This window comes from Caldicellulosiruptor sp. DIB 104C, from assembly GCF_028198085.1.
In the GTDB taxonomy this organism is placed as follows: domain Bacteria; phylum Bacillota; class Thermoanaerobacteria; order Caldicellulosiruptorales; family Caldicellulosiruptoraceae; genus Caldicellulosiruptor; species Caldicellulosiruptor saccharolyticus.
The window spans coordinates 487957-504745 of sequence record NZ_CP116337.1; the positions used below are offsets into that span (position 1 = coordinate 487957).

The following is a 16789-nucleotide window of genomic DNA, read 5'->3' on the forward strand; positions in this document are numbered from 1 at the left end:
AAAGGATGCTAAAAATTATCGAAAAGCTAATTGGTAGCTACAGCGAAAGAGAGATAAAAAAGATACTTCCAATTGTAGACAAAATTGAGTCACTTGCACCGGAGTATGAAAGGTTAACAGATGCAGAGCTGAGGCAAAAAACAGATATATTCAAACAAAGACTAAAAGATGGCGAGACATTGGATGATATATTGCCAGAGGCATTTGCAGCTGTTAGAGAGGCTGCATGGCGAACCCTGAAGATGCGCCACTTCAGAGTCCAATTGATAGGTGGCATAGTTTTGCATCAAGGAAGAATTGCCGAGATGAAGACAGGTGAAGGAAAGACTCTGGTTGCAACCCTTCCAGCATACCTCAATGCTTTGGAGGGGAAGGGTGTTCATATAGTAACTGTAAATGACTACTTGGCAAAAAGAGATGCCGAGTGGATGGGCCCTATTTACAATTTCCTTGGCCTTTCAGTTGGTGTGATAGTACATGGTTTGACAAGTGAAGAGAGAAGAAAGGCATACAATTGTGATGTTACCTATGGGACAAACAATGAGTTTGGTTTTGACTATCTGCGTGATAATATGGCAATTTACAAAGAAGAGCTTGTGCAAAGAGAGCTAAACTATGCAATCATAGACGAGGTTGACTCAATCTTGATTGATGAGGCAAGAACGCCTCTTATCATATCAGGGCCGGCCGAAAAGTCAACAGACCTTTACAAAAGAGCAGACAACTTTGTCAGAAGATTAAAACCTCTTTACTACAACAGTGATGATGATAAACAAATGCCAGATACGACTGGCTATGACTATATAGTAAATGAAAAAAGACACACAGTTGCTCTAACAGAAGAAGGAATCAAGAAGGCAGAAAAATATTTTGGTGTTACGAACTTAGCTGACCCAGAAAATGCAACACTGCACCATCATATAATTCAAGCCTTAAAAGCTCATGGGCTTATGAAACGAGATAGAGACTATGTTGTCAAAGATGGTCAGGTTATAATTGTCGATGAGTTTACAGGAAGACTGATGTACGGCAGAAGATTCTCTGAAGGATTGCACCAGGCAATTGAGGCAAAAGAAGGTGTGAGGATAGAAAGAGAAAGCAGGACCCTGGCAACCATTACATTCCAGAATTATTTTAGACTATACAAAAAACTTGCTGGCATGACTGGTACTGCAAAGACAGAAGAACAAGAGTTTAGAGAAATCTACAAGCTTGATGTAATTGAGATACCAACTCACAAACCAATGATAAGAATTGACCATCCGGACAAGGTTTACAAGACAGAAAAGGCAAAATTCGAGGCAATTGTTGAGGAGATTGTTGAGACTCATAAGAAAGGTCAACCTGTTTTAGTAGGTACAGTGTCCATAGAAAAATCTGAAATGTTAAGCGAAATGCTAAAAAAGCGTGGAATTAAGCATGAGGTGTTAAATGCAAAACACCATGAAAAAGAGGCTATGATAATTGCAAAGGCTGGCCAAAAAGGTGCTGTAACAATTGCAACAAATATGGCAGGCCGTGGTACTGACATTGTTTTGGGTGAAGGTGTTGCAGAACTTGGGGGCCTCAAAGTGATTGGCACAGAAAGGCATGAGAGCAGGCGAATAGACAATCAGCTTCGAGGAAGAGCCGGCCGTCAGGGTGATCCTGGTGAGTCAAGGTTTTACGTCTCGTTAGAAGATGATTTGATGAGACTTTTTGGTTCTGAGAGAATCAAAAGACTTGTTGAGTCATTAGGACTTCCTGATGACCAGCCAATTGAACACAAGCTATTATCTGATGCCATTGAAAAGGCACAAAAGAGGGTAGAGGCCCGAAACTTTGAAATACGAAAACACCTTTTACAGTTTGACGATGTTTTAAACAAGCAAAGGGAGATAATATATTCGCAGAGAAGAAAAGTCTTAGAGGGCGAGAATTTAAGGGACTCTATTTTGAACATGATAGATGAGCTTGTTGATTACAAGATAAAAGTGTACACAGGCGAAAGTCCATATCCTGATGATTGGGATATAAAAGGACTGATACAGGACCTCAAGTTCATATTCTTGGACAATGAGCTTTTTGAGCAAGATGCGAAGAACATGACAAAGGATGAGCTAAAAGAAAAGTTAATCTCAATTGCAAAAGAGAAGTATTTGAAGAAAGAACAAGAAGTTGGCGAGCTTATGCGCGAGCTTGAAAGGGTTGTGCTCTTGAGAGTTGTTGATATGCATTGGATGGATCATATTGATGCTGTTGACCAGCTGAGAGAAGGTATCTCACTTCGAGCAATTGGTCAAAAAGACCCTATAATTGAGTTCAGATTTGAAGCTTTTGAGATGTTTGACCAGATGATAAAGAGAATCCAAGAGGATACGATAAAAATTATTCTCCATGCAAATGTTGAAAATATGCCTCAAAGAGAAAGAGTTGTAAAAGAGATGTATGAAAACTCTCCTTCCGATAGCCCTGTAAGAAAACCTGTTGTCAAAACTCAAAAAGTTGGAAGAAATGACCCATGCCCTTGTGGCAGTGGCAAAAAGTACAAAAAATGTTGTGGTGCGGTGTAAAAAGGTAACACAGCGAAAATTTTGGTAAAGGAGTGATTTGTGACCATGCTTTTGCTTGAAGAGATTTTACAAAGGTTGGAAAAGGTTGAAGAAGATTTAAAAGAAATGAGGGTTTCTCTTTGACATAGGTAGGTTAGAAACAGAGCTAAAAGAACTTGAAAACAAGACATCAGACCCAAATTTTTGGGCAGATTTGGAAAATTCACAGAAAGTTTTGCAGCAAATTAAGAGGTTAAAAGACAAGATTGAAAGGTATCAGAAACTTTATTCTCAATGGGAAGATTTGAAAGTTTTGACACAGCTGAGTATTGAAGAAAGCAATATTGAAATGTCTGATGAACTTGAAAAAGAACTAATAGATTTAGAAAAAAAGATAGAGGAGTTCAAGCTTGAGATACTTCTAAACGGTCCATATGACAAGAACAATGCGATCTTGTCAATCCACGCTGGTGCAGGTGGTACAGAAGCGCAGGACTGGGCAGAGATGTTACTTAGGATGTATACGCGCTGGGCAGCAAAAAAAGGTTACAAGGTTGAAACCTTGGATATTCTGCCTGGTGAAGAGGCAGGTATTAAAAATGTCACAGTTCGCATAGTTGGTGAGAATGCTTATGGGTATTTGAAAGCAGAAAAAGGAGTTCACAGGCTTGTAAGAATCTCACCATTTGATGCAGCTGGAAGAAGACATACATCTTTTGCAGCGGTAGAGGTCCTGCCCGAGGTTGAGGATGATACAGACATTGAGATAAAGGAAGAGGACCTTGAGATAGACACCTTCAGAGCATCTGGAGCAGGTGGTCAGCATGTAAATAAAACAGAATCAGCTGTAAGAATAAAACATATTCCAACAGGAATTGTTGTCACTTGCCAGAACGAGCGCTCCCAGCACAAAAATAGAGAGATCGCCCTTAAAATTTTAAAAGCAAAGCTTTTAGAGCTCAGAGAAAAAGAGCGAAGGGAGAAGATCCAAAAACTCAAGGGTGAGCAGACAGAGATTGGTTGGGGTAACCAAATTCGGTCATATGTATTTTGCCCATACACTTTGGTAAAAGACCACAGGACAGATGCGGAAGTTGGCAATGTTGAGGCAGTAATGGACGGTGAGATAGATGTTTTTATAAACGCTTACCTCAAAAAATTCAGGAATGAGGAGGAAGTAGCGTGAAGCAATTTGTAATTTTCAATGTTGGAGATTACAGCTTTGGGGTTGACATACTTGAGATTGTTGAGATTATAAAACCTACAAAGATTGTAAAACTTCCAAGTGCACCACAATATGTAGAAGGTATTATTGATGTAAGAGGCACATCTGTTCCTGTTTACAACCTTGCAAAGCGACTCGAGATTGAATCAAAAGCAGAGACGCAGAAGATTATTATTGTACAGCTTTCCAAATTCCAGCTTGGATTTTTGGTGGACGATGTCTCTGAGATACTCAAAATTGAAGATGACAAGATTGAGAAGGCAAACGAGAGCATAAAAGGTATCAAACGCAAATTTATTGATTCAATCGCAAGAGTTGGCGATGACATGATTATTATACTTGACCTGAAGAATGTGCTTACAATGGATGAGGAAGAAGAGATTGGAAAATATATTAACAATTAAATCGATGTTTGAATTGGGTATATATAGAGTAAGGAATAATATCCTTACTCTAATTTTTTTATAGATTAATAGGTGGTGAATTTTATATCATGAGAATATTGATTGTTGATGATTCCCCACTTATTTGCAGACAAATTAACGAGATCATAAATTCAATGGAGATGAATTGGGAAATTTGGACGGTTGATACCGGTGAGAAGGCAATTGAATTAATTGATAAAAATGATATTGATATAGTATTTTTAGATATTGTTCTTCCAGGTATAAGTGGATTTGATGTTTTAAAATTTGTAAGGAGAATAAAAGAGTATGGGGATGTTTATGTGATTGTTATGACATCGCTTGACGATGATGAAGTTATAAAAGAAAGCTTTTCCTTGGGTGCAAATGATTTTATAAGAAAGCCAATTAATCAGGTAGAGCTAACCTATCGACTAAGAGCTGCTGTCAGACTCAGAAACTATCAGTATCTCTACAAATCTGCTCTAAACGATTTACAAGAGAAAAATAAGGAATTAATAGAACTGACAAAAAAGCTAAAAGAAACTCAAGATGTTTTAATCCAAAACGAAAAAATGTCTGCAATTGGTCAATTAGCTGCAGGTATTGCACATGAAATTAACAATCCATTAGGATTTGTAATAACTAATATTGAAACATTAGGGAAATATATTGAGAAATTTAAAAAGATAATAGAAGAGTACGATAAAGTTAGCAAAAGTATTTGTAGTGACAATCAGATAGGTATGGAGGGTGTTATTGAGAATTGCAAAAGGATTAGTGAATTAAAAAAGCAACTTAAATTTGACTTCATGGTGAAAGATATAGACCAACTTTTGGATGAAACTATGGATGGACTGAGGAGAGTTTCACACATTGTTCAGAGTTTAAAAAGGTTTGCACGAAGTGGTTTGGATGGTCAGGCAAGCTATGAAGATTTAAATGATATTATAGAGGAAACTCTTTTAATTGCAAGAAACGAACTAAAATATGATATTGAGGTTATAAAAGAATATGGGGAAATAAGACAAATTTACTGTAACCGCGGTGAAATAGGTCAGGTGATACTAAATATTTTAATCAATGCTGCTCAGGCTATAAAATCACAGCCAAATAGAACACAAAAAGGTCATATCTGGATAAAAACATGGGAGGATTCAGACTTTGTATATTGCTCTATAAAAGATGATGGACCTGGTATAAAAAGGATATACTTGAATAAGATTTTTGAACCCTTCTTTACCACAAAGGATGTTGGAAAAGGAACAGGGCTTGGGCTTAGCATTTCATATGACATTATTGTTAACAAACATGGAGGAGATATCTGGGCTGAAAGTGAAGAGGGGAGTGGTGCTACTTTTGTGTTTAAACTTCCTATAAGGTCAAAATTATTGGAAAATCAAATTTGAAAAGTGGTGGGATAAGCCATGTCAAAATCAATTCTGTTCGTTGATGATGAGATAAATATATTAAAGGCTCTTAATAGAGCATTTTTGGATGAGGACTATGAACTATTTTTTGCACAGAACGCTGAAGAAGCATTAAAAATTATGGAAGAAAATTACATAAATTTAATAGTAGCTGACATGAGGATGCCAAGCGTTTCTGGGTTTGAACTGCTAAAAATAGTTAAACAAAGATATCCAGGTACAATTCGTATAATTTTAAGTGGATATGCTGACGAAAATCTCGTTTTTAGGGCTCTTCAAACAAACATAGCAAAGCTTTATATTCTAAAACCATGGGATAATGAAAGACTTAAACAAATAATTAAAAATATATTCGAGTTAGAAGATTTAATGAAAGCTAAGAAATGCTTAGAAATAGTAAACAACATTGATTATATTCCTACATTGAAGAACTTATATCTCAAAATTACAAAGACGATAGAAGAGGAATTAGGTATAGACAATATTATAAGTGCTATTGAAGAAGACCCTGCAATCTCCTCCAAAATATTACAGGTTGCCAATTCAGCTTTTTACAATTTAAAAACTGCCTCTGTAAAACAAGCTGTAGTCTGTTTGGGGTTAGTAAATGTTAGGAATATAATTTTGAATACAACTATTTTCGAGTGTTTACAAGATGGAAGTACCAAATCATTGTTATGGCAACATGCTAATATCGCAAATAATGTATTTTATTACTTGTATGATAATATTATGAAAAAAAGAGTACATGACTCTTACGCCTCTGCAGGTTTACTTCATGGAATTGGACAATTGATTTTGCTTAAAACATATCCTAAAAAATACATAGAGTATCTTTCTGTCATAAAAGAAGAAAAGGGACCAATTGATCATCAAAAATTTGAACTTGAATTATTTGGCATTTCCCATCCGGAGTTAGGAGCAGTATTGTTAAATTGGTGGGATATACCATATCCTGTAGTAGAAGCTGCTCTTTTTCATCACCAGCCCTATGATGAGAGGATTATTCACAAAGAGTTGGTTTGTGCGGTTAATATTGCATGTTATTGCGCATGGGATATTTTAGGAATTCATAGTTTGCAAGAGTATCCACTTTACTCTATCAAATATTTAAATCTTGATGAATATATTTGTGAGGAAATTAAAGCATGGTTTTTAAATAATCACTATAAAAAAGAATAATTTGAAAACAGGAGATTGAGAAAAATGAAGAAATACACAGTATTATTTGTTGATGATGAAGAAAACATATTGAGTGCTTTAAAAAGGGCTTTGATAGATGAGGAATATAGGTGTCTTTTTGCAAAAAGTGGGGATGAAGCATTGAAGATATTAGAAAAGGAAAATGTTCAAGTTATAGTTGCTGACATGAAAATGCCAGAAATGGATGGGCTTACTCTACTCAAAATTGTAAAACAAAAATATCCTAAGATAGTTAGAGTTGTATTATCAGGATTTACACAGCTTCCTCAAGTTTTGGCTGCTATCAACCAAGCAGGAATCTTTAGATTTATCACAAAGCCATGGAATGTGGAAGAAGAACTCAAAATAGTCATAAATCAAGCATTAGAGTACTATGTAATTCAAGAAGAGAAAGAGCAGCTGACAAAAACTCTTGAAAAAAGAAATGAGATGTATGTCAATGTTTTGAGAGCTACTGAAAAAAAATTTAAGGAGCTAAAGCAAAACTTTGACGTTTTAAGGGATATTATTTCCTACCAGGATTCATATATTATTCAGCTTTTAAAAGCGGACAGAAAGAAAGATATTGTTATCTTTTTGCTTGAGAATATGAAGAGAACTATTTCAAATTACATTTCGATGCTACCAATCTATCCAATAAAGTTTAACGTAGAGAAGTTAGTGAGAGATCTAAGTAAAACTATAGAAGAAAGATTTGAGGGAAATAGCAATATCAAAATAGAAGTAAAAGATGAGACCAAAGAATACACTTTTGAAGGATTTTACGGTGTATTGCTATTTACCTTAATTGAGATTATGATGGTTATAATTCAATTTGACTTAGATGCCTTTGCCGTTATAAGCATTGACTGTATTGATAGTAAATTAATTATAATAATTTCGATTCCAACAAAAATAGAAGAAAAGCTACTTTTATATTTGCTTTCTCTCACTCCTTTTGCATCTGTGTTGAAAGGAACTCTAAAAATTGATACGCAAAAGGGGAAAAATATTGATATACAAATCGAATGTACATTTGACTACGTTGAAAAAAACATTAATTAATACGCAAAGAAAACAAATTTTTATGATGAAAATGATTTAAGCAATGTTTATAATTATAGAAAAACTAAATGCAGGGGTGATAATTATAAATGTCAAAGCCGATGACAATGTCCCAAAAGATTTTGGCATACCATGCAGGCAAAGAATATGTTGAGCCAGGCGATTTGATATTTGCAAATGTTGACTTAGTTTTAGGAAATGATGTCACAACACCTGTGGCAATAAAAGAATTTGAAAAGATAGGTGTTGATAAGGTTTTTGACAAGGACAAAATTACAATAGTTCCAGATCATTTCACACCTAATAAAGATATAAAGTCTGCTCAGCAGTGCAAAATGGTGAGAGAATTTGCTAAAAAATATGACATTACAAATTATTTTGAAGTTGGCGAGATGGGTATTGAACATGCACTCTTGCCCGAAAAAGGCCTGGTTGTGCCGGGTGATTTGGTAATTGGTGCAGACTCTCATACATGCACATATGGGGCATTGGGTGCTTTTTCAACAGGAATTGGTTCTACTGACATGGCATGTGCAATGGCAACAGGAAAGTGCTGGTTCAAAGTTCCAGAAGCCATCAAGTTTGTCCTCTACGGCAAAAAAACTGGCTGGACATCAGGCAAAGATATTATCCTTCACATTATTGGTATGATAGGTGTTGATGGTGCACTTTATAAATCAATGGAGTATACAGGTGAGGGATTAAAATCTTTGTCTATGGATGACAGGTTTACAATTGCTAACATGGCAATTGAAGCAGGTGCAAAAAATGGTATATTTGAGGTTGATGAAAAGACAATTGAGTATGTAAAACAGCACTCTACAAAGCCTTATAAAATTTTCAAGGCAGATGAAGATGCAGAGTATTCAGAAGTTTACGAGATTGACATCTCAAAGATAAGGCCAACAGTTGCATTTCCACATCTTCCTGAGAACACAAAGACAATTGATGAGATAACAGAAAAGATTTATATTGACCAGGTTGTAATTGGCTCCTGTACAAATGGCAGAATTGAAGATTTGAGGATTGCAGCAAAGATTTTAAAAGGTAGAAAGGTCAAAAAGGGTCTACGTTGTATCATCTTCCCAGCAACACAGAATATCTATAAGCAGGCATTAAAAGAAGGGCTTATTGAAATCTTCATTGATGCAGGTTGTGTTGTTTCAACTCCAACATGTGGGCCTTGTCTTGGAGGACACATGGGAATTTTGGCAGAAGGCGAGAGAGCTTTAGCTACAACAAACAGGAACTTTGTTGGCAGAATGGGTCACCCCAATAGTGAAGTTTATCTATCATCACCTGCAATTGCAGCAGCATCAGCAGTACTTGGCTATATCGGATCACCTGAAGAGCTTGGAATGAAAGGAGATGAAGAATAGATGATTTTTAAAGGGAAAGCTCACAAGTATTATGATAACATTGATACAGACGTTATTATTCCTGCAAGATATCTTAACACATCTGACCCGGCTGAACTTGCAAAACACTGTTTGGAAGATTTGGATAAAGAATTTGTGAACAAGGTCAAAAAAGGGGATATCTTGGTTGCAGGTAGAAACTTTGGCTGTGGTTCGTCAAGAGAGCATGCGCCAATTGCAATAAAAGCGTGTGGAGTTTCATGTGTTATTGCTAAATCTTTTGCAAGGATATTTTACAGGAATGCCATAAATATTGGCCTTCCAATTGTTGAGTGCGAAGAGGCAGTAGATGGTATAGAAGCTGGAGATGAGGTTGAGGTTGACCTTGTAAAAGGTATTATAAAAAACCTTACAAAAAACAAGGAATTTAAAGCAAAACCATTTCCTGAGTTTATGCAAAATATCATGAAAGCAGGCGGGCTTATAGAGTTTGTAAAAGGAGAGTTGAAAAAAGATGCATGGGATAGCTGTAATTCCTGGTGATGGAATAGGTCCTGAAGTCATCGAGCAGGCACTTCTTGTTCTTGACAAAGTGTCTTCAAAGTTTGGGGTTAAATTTGAGTACATTTTTATTGACGCTGGCGGATGTGCAATCGACAAGTATGGTGTACCAATTAGAGAGGAAGATTTGGAACTTGTTAAAAAATGTGAGGCAACATTATTGGGTGCTGTTGGTGGACCAAAGTGGGATGGTCTTCCCGGAAATTTGAGACCTGAACAAGCTCTTTTGAAGCTCAGAGGGGGACTAAAAGTTTATGCAAACCTGAGGCCTGCTGTGCTGTATGATGAGCTAAAAGACTCATCCCCACTCAAAAAAGAGATTGTAGACAAGGGCATTGATATTCTGGTTGTCAGAGAGTTAATTGGTGGTATGTACTTTGGTCCAAAAGGAAGAGAAGTAAAAGATGGCGATGAAGTAGCTTATGACACAGAGGTGTATTCAAAAAGTGAAGTTAGAAGAATTGCAAAGGTTGCGTTCGAAGCTGCCAGAAAGAGAAAGAAAAAAGTAACCTCTGTTGACAAGGCAAACATCCTGGAGTCTTCAAGGCTCTGGAGAGAAACTGTTGAAGAGGTTGCAAAAGATTATCCGGATGTGGAGCTTTCTCACATGTATGTTGACAATGCGTCAATGCAGCTTGTGAAAGACCCATCACAATTTGATGTGATACTTACTTCTAATATGTTTGGAGATATCTTGTCAGATGAAGCATCAATGATTGTAGGTTCAATTGGGATGCTTGCCTCAGCTTCACTTGGCGAGGGCAGTGTGGGACTTTACGAGCCAATTCATGGCACTGCCCCAGACATTGCAGGGCAAGATTTAGCAAACCCAATCGCAACAATTTTGTCTGCTGCAATGATGCTGCGTTACAGCTTTGACATGGAAGATGCTGCAAAGGCTATAGAGAATGCTGTGAAGATTGCTCTCAAAGAAGGGTATCGGACAAAGGATGTCTACACAGAAAATTGTAAGCTTGTTGGAACAAAGCAGATGGGAAAAATCATATGTGAAAATATCTAAAAGCTGCAGAAAATTTTCTGCAGCTTTTTTGTATTTATATTTTCAAAAAGGTAAGGTAAAATATAAACATCACACACTCTAAATAAACGGTTACTGGGGAGGGGTTTTTAAATGAATTATAGGCCCTTTGGAAGGACCGATTTCAAAGTATCAGCTCTTGGTTTTGGCGCAATGCGACTTCCTATTTTAGACAGTGACTATTCAAAGATTGATGAGGAAAAGGCAATTGAGATGCTACAATATGCAATTGACCATGGAATCAATTACATTGACACAGCATATGTGTATCATGGAGGAAACAGTGAAGTTGTGGTTGGTAAAGCTTTGAAAGGGGGATATAGAGAAAAGGTCAAGATTGCAACAAAGCTTCCTGTTTGGCAGGTAAATAATTTTGATGATGCTGATAGGATTTTAGATGAGCAGCTAAAAAGACTTGATACAACTTACATTGACTTTTACCTTTTACATGCTCTTAACAAGGACCATTGGAAAAAGTTAAAAGGTATTAACATATTTAAATGGGTTGAAAAAGTGATCTCTGAAGGGAAGATAAAGTATATAGGATTTTCATTCCATGATGATTTGAACACATTCAAAGAAATAGTAGATAGCTACAACTGGACATTCTGCCAGATTCAGTATAATATTCTAAACAGAAACTATCAAGCGGGTGAAGAAGGATTAAAGTATGCTGCGTCAAAGGGGTTAGCAGTTGTCATTATGGAGCCTCTTTTGGGTGGAAGGCTTGCAAAAGAGCCGCCGGAAGAGATTAAAAAGCTTTGGGATAAGGCAGCTGTTAAAAGAACACCTGTTGAGTGGGCTTTGGCATGGCTTTGGAATCAGAAGGAAGTATCAGTTGTTTTAAGTGGTATGAGCACATTGGAACAGGTAAAGCAAAATATCGAATATGCAAGCAAATATGATATAGGGTGTCTTACAGCCGAAGAACTTGAGCTTGTGGAAAAGGTTGCGCAAAGGTACAATGATCTAAGAAAAGTCAACTGTACAGAGTGCAAATACTGTATGCCATGTCCACAGGGTGTTGATATTCCTTGGAATTTTAGCATTTACAATCAGGCTGGCATGTATAACATGTTTGAAGAGATGAAGAATGACTATTTAAAGAAGGAAAAAGAGAGAGCTGAAAACTGCATAGAATGTGGCGTATGTGAAACAAAATGTCCACAAAATCTGCCAATTAGAAAGCTTTTGAAAGAAGTTGCAGCTTATTTTTCAAAGTAGAAATAGATTATTTACTTTAAAGTGCATTTTGTGATAAAATACTGCATGTTGTGGGAAGAAAAATTACCTCTTCCCTTGCTCCCAAAAAGTGATTTGGGGGCCTTTAAGTCTAAAAGGGAGGTGAAAGCTTGTGGTTGAAAGAAAGTATGAAACAGTGTTTATAATAAGCCCCACACTTGACGATGAGGCAAGAGCAGCTCTTGTCGAAAAGTTCAAGAACCTTATCTCAAGCAATGGGCAGCTTCTTACAGTAGAAGAGTGGGGAAAAAGAAGGCTTGCATACAAGATTAACAAGCATGCAGAAGGATATTATGTGCTTATGCAGTTTATAAGCAAGCCTGACTTCCCTCGCGAGCTTGAGAGGGTTTACAGAATTACAGATGGGGTTATCAGGTTTTTGATTGTAAAGCTCGAAAAGTAAGAGGGGGCGGCTTTTTTGAATAAAGTTATTTTAATGGGGCGCTTGACACGCGACCCCGAATTTAGATTAACCGCAAACAATACCCCCGTTGCTAATTTTACATTAGCAGTCAGCAGAAGGTTCAAAAGAGAAAACGACCAAGATGCAGATTTTATTCCTATTGTTGCATGGAGCAGGCTTGCTGAGTTTTCAAAGAATTACTTGAAAAAAGGTAGGCAGGTAGTTGTAATAGGAAGACTGCAGCTTAGAACATGGGATGATGAATCAAATCGTCGACATTATATTACAGAGGTAATTGCAGAGGAGATATACTTTGCAGAACCAAAGCCCAAAGATGTTCCAGCAGAGGCTGAGGCAGATGTAAAAGAGGAAGATATCCTGCCAGACTTAGACGAAGAGATACTTGACAGTGAACTTGAAAACTTCTTTGAGGAGGATATAGGTACCTCTTCGAAACTGGATCTTGACGAAAATCCAGAAGATGATTTGCCGTTTTAAATAAAAGTAAAAAACTGAAAAAGGAGGGAAGTTGGTTGACAAATCAAAATCAGAGCCAAACCCAGACTACTCAGACTGTAGAAAAGGTAAGCTCAAGACAGAAGAAAAAGAAAAGAGTTTGCTCTTTTTGTGTTGAAAGAATATATGACATAGACTACAAGGATGTAAATAGATTGAAAAAGTTCCTCACTGAAAGAGGCAAGATTATGCCAAGAAGAACAACAGGAAACTGTGCAAGACATCAAAGACAGCTAACAAGGGCAATTAAAAGAGCAAGAATCTTGGCACTTTTGCCGTTTATAGTTGAATAAATACTACAAGCCTCTATGCCTGAGACATGGCATAGAGGCTTTTTGCTTTGTGTGCAGTTTTCTAAATTATAAACTACCTTTTTGTAACATAAATTTTGTATTTAAAACATCAATAAGCTACTCAAAAAGTTTTTCGCATAGTTTTTCAAAAAGCAAAATTTATTTTTAGCATTCTGCTTGACACTATTATACATGTTGTAAAATTGTTGATTTAAAAAACTTTATAGTGATAAAATAATAGCAAAATAGTTACCCAAAAGAGGGTGATAAAAATTCCAGCCACCATCAAAGACATTGCTCGCTACACAGGCTTGTCAATTGCAACAATTTCAAAATACTTAAATGGAGGAAATGTGCTTGAAAAAAATAGAATATTGATTGAAGAAGCCATAAAAGCCTTGGATTTTGAAGTGAATGAGATTGCAAGAGGCTTGAGGACAAACAAGACTATGACTGTGGGTGTGCTTATCCCTGTATTTGAGCAATTCTTCAGCACTATTATTTCAAGCTTAGAAACAATCTTGCTTGAAACAGGCTATAGCGTTGTTGTGTGCGACTATAAAGATGACGAAAAATTGGAAAAGGAGAGATTTGATTTTCTTTATAAAAAAAGAGTAGATGCTCTTGTAGTTGTTCCCACTTCTTTGAGGGGCTGTGATATAAGAAAAATTGTAAAAAGAGATATTCCAATAATAGCAATTGATAGGCCAATTCCAGATTATGAGTGTGATACAATTGTTGTAAACAATTTTGAAATTTCATACAAAGCGGTGGAAAAACTTATCACCATGGGACATAGAAAAATTGGCATAATATGCGGCCCGCAAAATATTTATACAGCAAAGGAAAGGCTGAGAGGTTACATTGAAGCACACAAGAATTATAACGTGGAAATAGACGAAGGATATATAAAATTTAGTGATTATCACAGTATGGAATCAGGATTTAAGAGGATGATGGAACTTTTAGAGAAAGATAACCCTCCCACTGCAGTATTTATTACAAATTACGATATGACTGTTGGAAGTGTAATTGCTATGAATGAAAAGGATGTTAAAATTCCCGATGAACTTTCTGTTATTGGATTTGACAGCATTGAAATAGCAAGAATGGTAAAACCACCTCTATCTTTAGTGCTACAACCAACAGAGGAAATTGGCAAAGCTGCGGCTGAACTTATTTTAAAGAGACTAAAAGGTGATAAAAGCGATTTCCCTCTCTTTAAAAAGTTGGATGCACAACTTTTGATAAAAAAGTCTATAAGAGAGATTAAATGTTGATTTTATTGGTTTTGAGATGATTTAAAGTTTTTTAGCTTATTTTTTATTTAAATTATTTGTTATTGACAAGGAATGTATCAAAGAATATAATAAAATCAAAAATAGAATTTTTATTTTGTCGTGCGATGTGAAACGTTTAGCATATGGTGAGAGAGTTTTAATGATGATTGACTCTCTATTTTTAGAGTAAATAGAAAAATGTGATATACAATTGTGACTAAAGGACAATTATGTAAAAGTTTATAGCGAAAAAATTAGGCAAATATATTGACAAGTTGTGAAAAAGAGTGTATACTAGAAACAGAATAAATGGCGTTATAATTATTTTTGTAAAACAAAAGCTAAACGTTTCACATACTTTCATTCCATTTCACCAATGTAGTTTTGCATCTCAAAAACTGAAAGAAAGGAGAAATAGCAAAAATGTCAAATGAAAGATTGAATGTTTTCATAGGTGAAAAAAGATTTGTTGAAGATTACCCCAAGGTGGGTATAAGACCAACTATAGATGGAAGATATGGTGGAGTAAGAGAGTCTTTAGAAGAGCAGACATGGAGATTAGCAAAATCGGTAGCAGAATTTATTGAAAAGAATGTTTATTTGCCAAATGGCGAGAAGGTAAAGTGTGTACTCCCTCCTCGGTGTATTGGTGGTGTTGTTGAGGCAAGAATGGCAGATGAACTTTTCAAAAAAGAGGGAGTTGGCCTTTCTATAACAGTCACGCCTTGCTGGTGTTATGGTTCAGAAACAATGGAGATGACACTGGATATTCCAAAAGCTGTATGGGGATTTAATGGTACAGAAAGACCGGGTGCTGTATATCTTGCTGCAGTGTCGGCCGCTCACAATCAAAAAGGGTTACCTGTCTTTAAGATATATGGAAAGGATGTTCAAGACAAAGATGATTTTTCAATTCCTCAAGATGTCCAAGAAAAGATTTTAAAGTTTGTAAAAAGTGCTTTAGCAGTTTCTATAATGAAAAATAAGTCCTATCTTTCAATTGGAAACGTATCGATGGGAATCGCAGGTTCTATTGTTGACCCTGACTTTTTTGAGGATTATCTTGGGATGAGAGTTGAGTATGTTGACATGTCAGAGATAATAAGGCGAATAGAAGAAAAAATATACGACCAAGAAGAATTTGAAAGGGCAATACAGTGGGTGAGGAATAATTGTAAGGAAGGAGAAGATCCTAATCCACCAGAGAAAAGAGTTGACAGAAAAAAGAAGGATGAGGTATGGGAATTTGTGGTCAAGATGGCTATAATAACAAGAGATTTAATGATTGGTAACAAAAAGCTTGAAGCATTAGGTTATCCCGAAGAAGCACTTGGACATAATGCAATTTTAGCAGGATTTCAAGGACAGCGGCAGTGGACAGATCATTTCCCAAACGGTGACTTTATGGAAACAATTCTCAACTCCTCATTTGACTGGAATGGACTAAGACAGCCCTACATACTTGCAACTGAAAATGATAGCTTAAATGGTGTATGTATGTTATTTGGGCATCTTCTTACAAATACGGCTCAAATTTTTGCAGACGTTCGAACATATTGGAGCGAAGGTGCTATTTATAGAGTCACTGGATGGAAACCAGAAGGACTTGCTCAAAATGGGGTTATTCATCTTATAAATTCAGGTTCAGCAGCACTGGACGGAACAGGTCAGCAAGAGATTGACGGCAAGCCTGCTATAAAACCTTTCTGGGAAATCACTGAAGAAGAAGTTAGAAAGTGTTTAGAAGCAACAAGATTCTGTTATGCAAATTTGGGCTATTTTAGAGGTGGCGGATTTTCAACAAAATTTGTGACAAGGGGTGGTATGCCTGTTACAATCTCAAGATTAAATATTATTAAAGGGTTGGGACCTGTTCTTCAGATTGCAGAAGGCTGGACAGTAGAACTTCCTGCAAATGTTCATGAGATCCTTGATAGAAGAACAGACCCAACATGGCCAACCACATGGTTTGTTCCAAAACTAACTGGCAAGGGAGCGTTTAAGAGCGTATACTCTGTGATGGAAAACTGGGGAGCAAATCACTGTGCAATAACCTATGGACATGTAGGTGATTTGTTTATCACATTGGCATCTATGTTAAGGATTCCAGTGTGCATGCATAATGTAGAAGAAGAGAGAATCTTCAGACCAAGTGCTTGGAGTGCGTTTGGAACAGATGACTTAGAAGGTGCAGATTTTAGAGCATGCAAAAATTTTGGGCCACTTTATAAGAAATAATTTGTACACAAGGAGGTCTTAT

Annotated in this window: 15 protein-coding genes; all 15 read left to right on the forward strand. The window is 36.4% G+C overall.

The genetic code is table 11. The annotated features are described in order from the left end of the window. Positions 1-5 precede the first annotated feature (5 nt). The 15 genes from secA (at position 6) to PGC14_RS02330 (ending at position 16767) form a co-directional block, all read left to right on the forward strand. Positions 6-2552 carry a preprotein translocase subunit SecA gene (secA, locus tag PGC14_RS02260; protein WP_039765192.1) on the forward strand — a complete coding sequence of 849 codons (2547 nt, stop codon included), beginning with the start codon at positions 6-8 and terminating at the stop codon, positions 2550-2552. Positions 2553-2597: 45 nt separating this feature from the next. After that, a protein-coding gene (gene prfB, locus PGC14_RS02265; protein ID WP_156823662.1) for a peptide chain release factor 2 occupies positions 2598-3717 on the forward strand; the annotation gives its coding sequence in 2 pieces (ribosomal slippage) (positions 2598-2672 and positions 2674-3717; 1119 coding nt in all). Then, positions 3714-4160: a chemotaxis protein CheW gene (locus PGC14_RS02270; protein ID WP_011916864.1), complete on the forward strand. Its 447-nt coding sequence runs from the start codon at positions 3714-3716 to the stop codon at positions 4158-4160. The genes prfB and PGC14_RS02270 overlap by 4 nt, the downstream gene beginning before the upstream one ends. A gap of 89 nt (positions 4161-4249) precedes the next feature. Beyond that, positions 4250-5569 carry a response regulator gene (locus PGC14_RS02275; protein ID WP_271629419.1) on the forward strand — a complete coding sequence of 440 codons (1320 nt, stop codon included), beginning with the start codon at positions 4250-4252 and terminating at the stop codon, positions 5567-5569. An 18-nt stretch (positions 5570-5587) separates the two neighbouring features. Beyond that, a complete protein-coding gene (locus PGC14_RS02280) occupies positions 5588-6772 on the forward strand; it encodes an HDOD domain-containing protein (RefSeq protein ID WP_011916866.1) in 1185 nt (394 codons plus the stop codon). Positions 6773-6796: 24 nt separating this feature from the next. After that, a complete protein-coding gene (locus PGC14_RS02285; protein WP_011916867.1) occupies positions 6797-7837 on the forward strand; it encodes a response regulator in 1041 nt (346 codons plus the stop codon). A gap of 89 nt (positions 7838-7926) precedes the next feature. Next, positions 7927-9216: a 3-isopropylmalate dehydratase large subunit gene (gene leuC, locus PGC14_RS02290; RefSeq protein WP_011916868.1), complete on the forward strand. Its 1290-nt coding sequence runs from the start codon at positions 7927-7929 to the stop codon at positions 9214-9216. Beyond that, the gene (gene leuD, locus PGC14_RS02295; RefSeq protein ID WP_011916869.1) at positions 9217-9738 is read left to right on the forward strand and encodes a 3-isopropylmalate dehydratase small subunit; all 522 of its coding nucleotides are present in this window, start codon (positions 9217-9219) and stop codon (positions 9736-9738) included. Next, complete coding sequence (gene leuB / locus PGC14_RS02300) at positions 9710-10777, forward strand: 3-isopropylmalate dehydrogenase (RefSeq protein WP_039765201.1); 1068 nt, start codon at positions 9710-9712, stop codon at positions 10775-10777. Before leuD ends, leuB begins: the two co-directional genes overlap by 29 nt. 111 nt (positions 10778-10888) lie before the next feature. After that, complete coding sequence (locus tag PGC14_RS02305) at positions 10889-12019, forward strand: aldo/keto reductase (RefSeq protein WP_271629420.1); 1131 nt, start codon at positions 10889-10891, stop codon at positions 12017-12019. Between the two features lie 130 nt (positions 12020-12149). Continuing rightward, positions 12150-12440 (forward strand): 30S ribosomal protein S6, encoded by a 291-nt coding sequence (gene rpsF / locus PGC14_RS02310; protein ID WP_039765206.1) that lies wholly within the window; start codon positions 12150-12152, stop codon positions 12438-12440. 15 nt (positions 12441-12455) lie between these two features. Then, entirely contained in the window at positions 12456-12938 is a 483-nt protein-coding gene (locus tag PGC14_RS02315) for a single-stranded DNA-binding protein (RefSeq protein WP_039765209.1), read from the forward strand. Between the two features lie 35 nt (positions 12939-12973). Further along, positions 12974-13249: a 30S ribosomal protein S18 gene (gene rpsR, locus PGC14_RS02320; protein WP_011916874.1), complete on the forward strand. Its 276-nt coding sequence runs from the start codon at positions 12974-12976 to the stop codon at positions 13247-13249. 263 nt (positions 13250-13512) lie between these two features. Further along, entirely contained in the window at positions 13513-14529 is a 1017-nt protein-coding gene (locus PGC14_RS02325; protein ID WP_271629421.1) for a LacI family DNA-binding transcriptional regulator, read from the forward strand. A gap of 423 nt (positions 14530-14952) precedes the next feature. Then, positions 14953-16767 (forward strand): L-fucose isomerase, encoded by a 1815-nt coding sequence (locus tag PGC14_RS02330; protein ID WP_271629422.1) that lies wholly within the window; start codon positions 14953-14955, stop codon positions 16765-16767. The last annotated feature ends 22 nt before the right edge of the window (positions 16768-16789 follow it).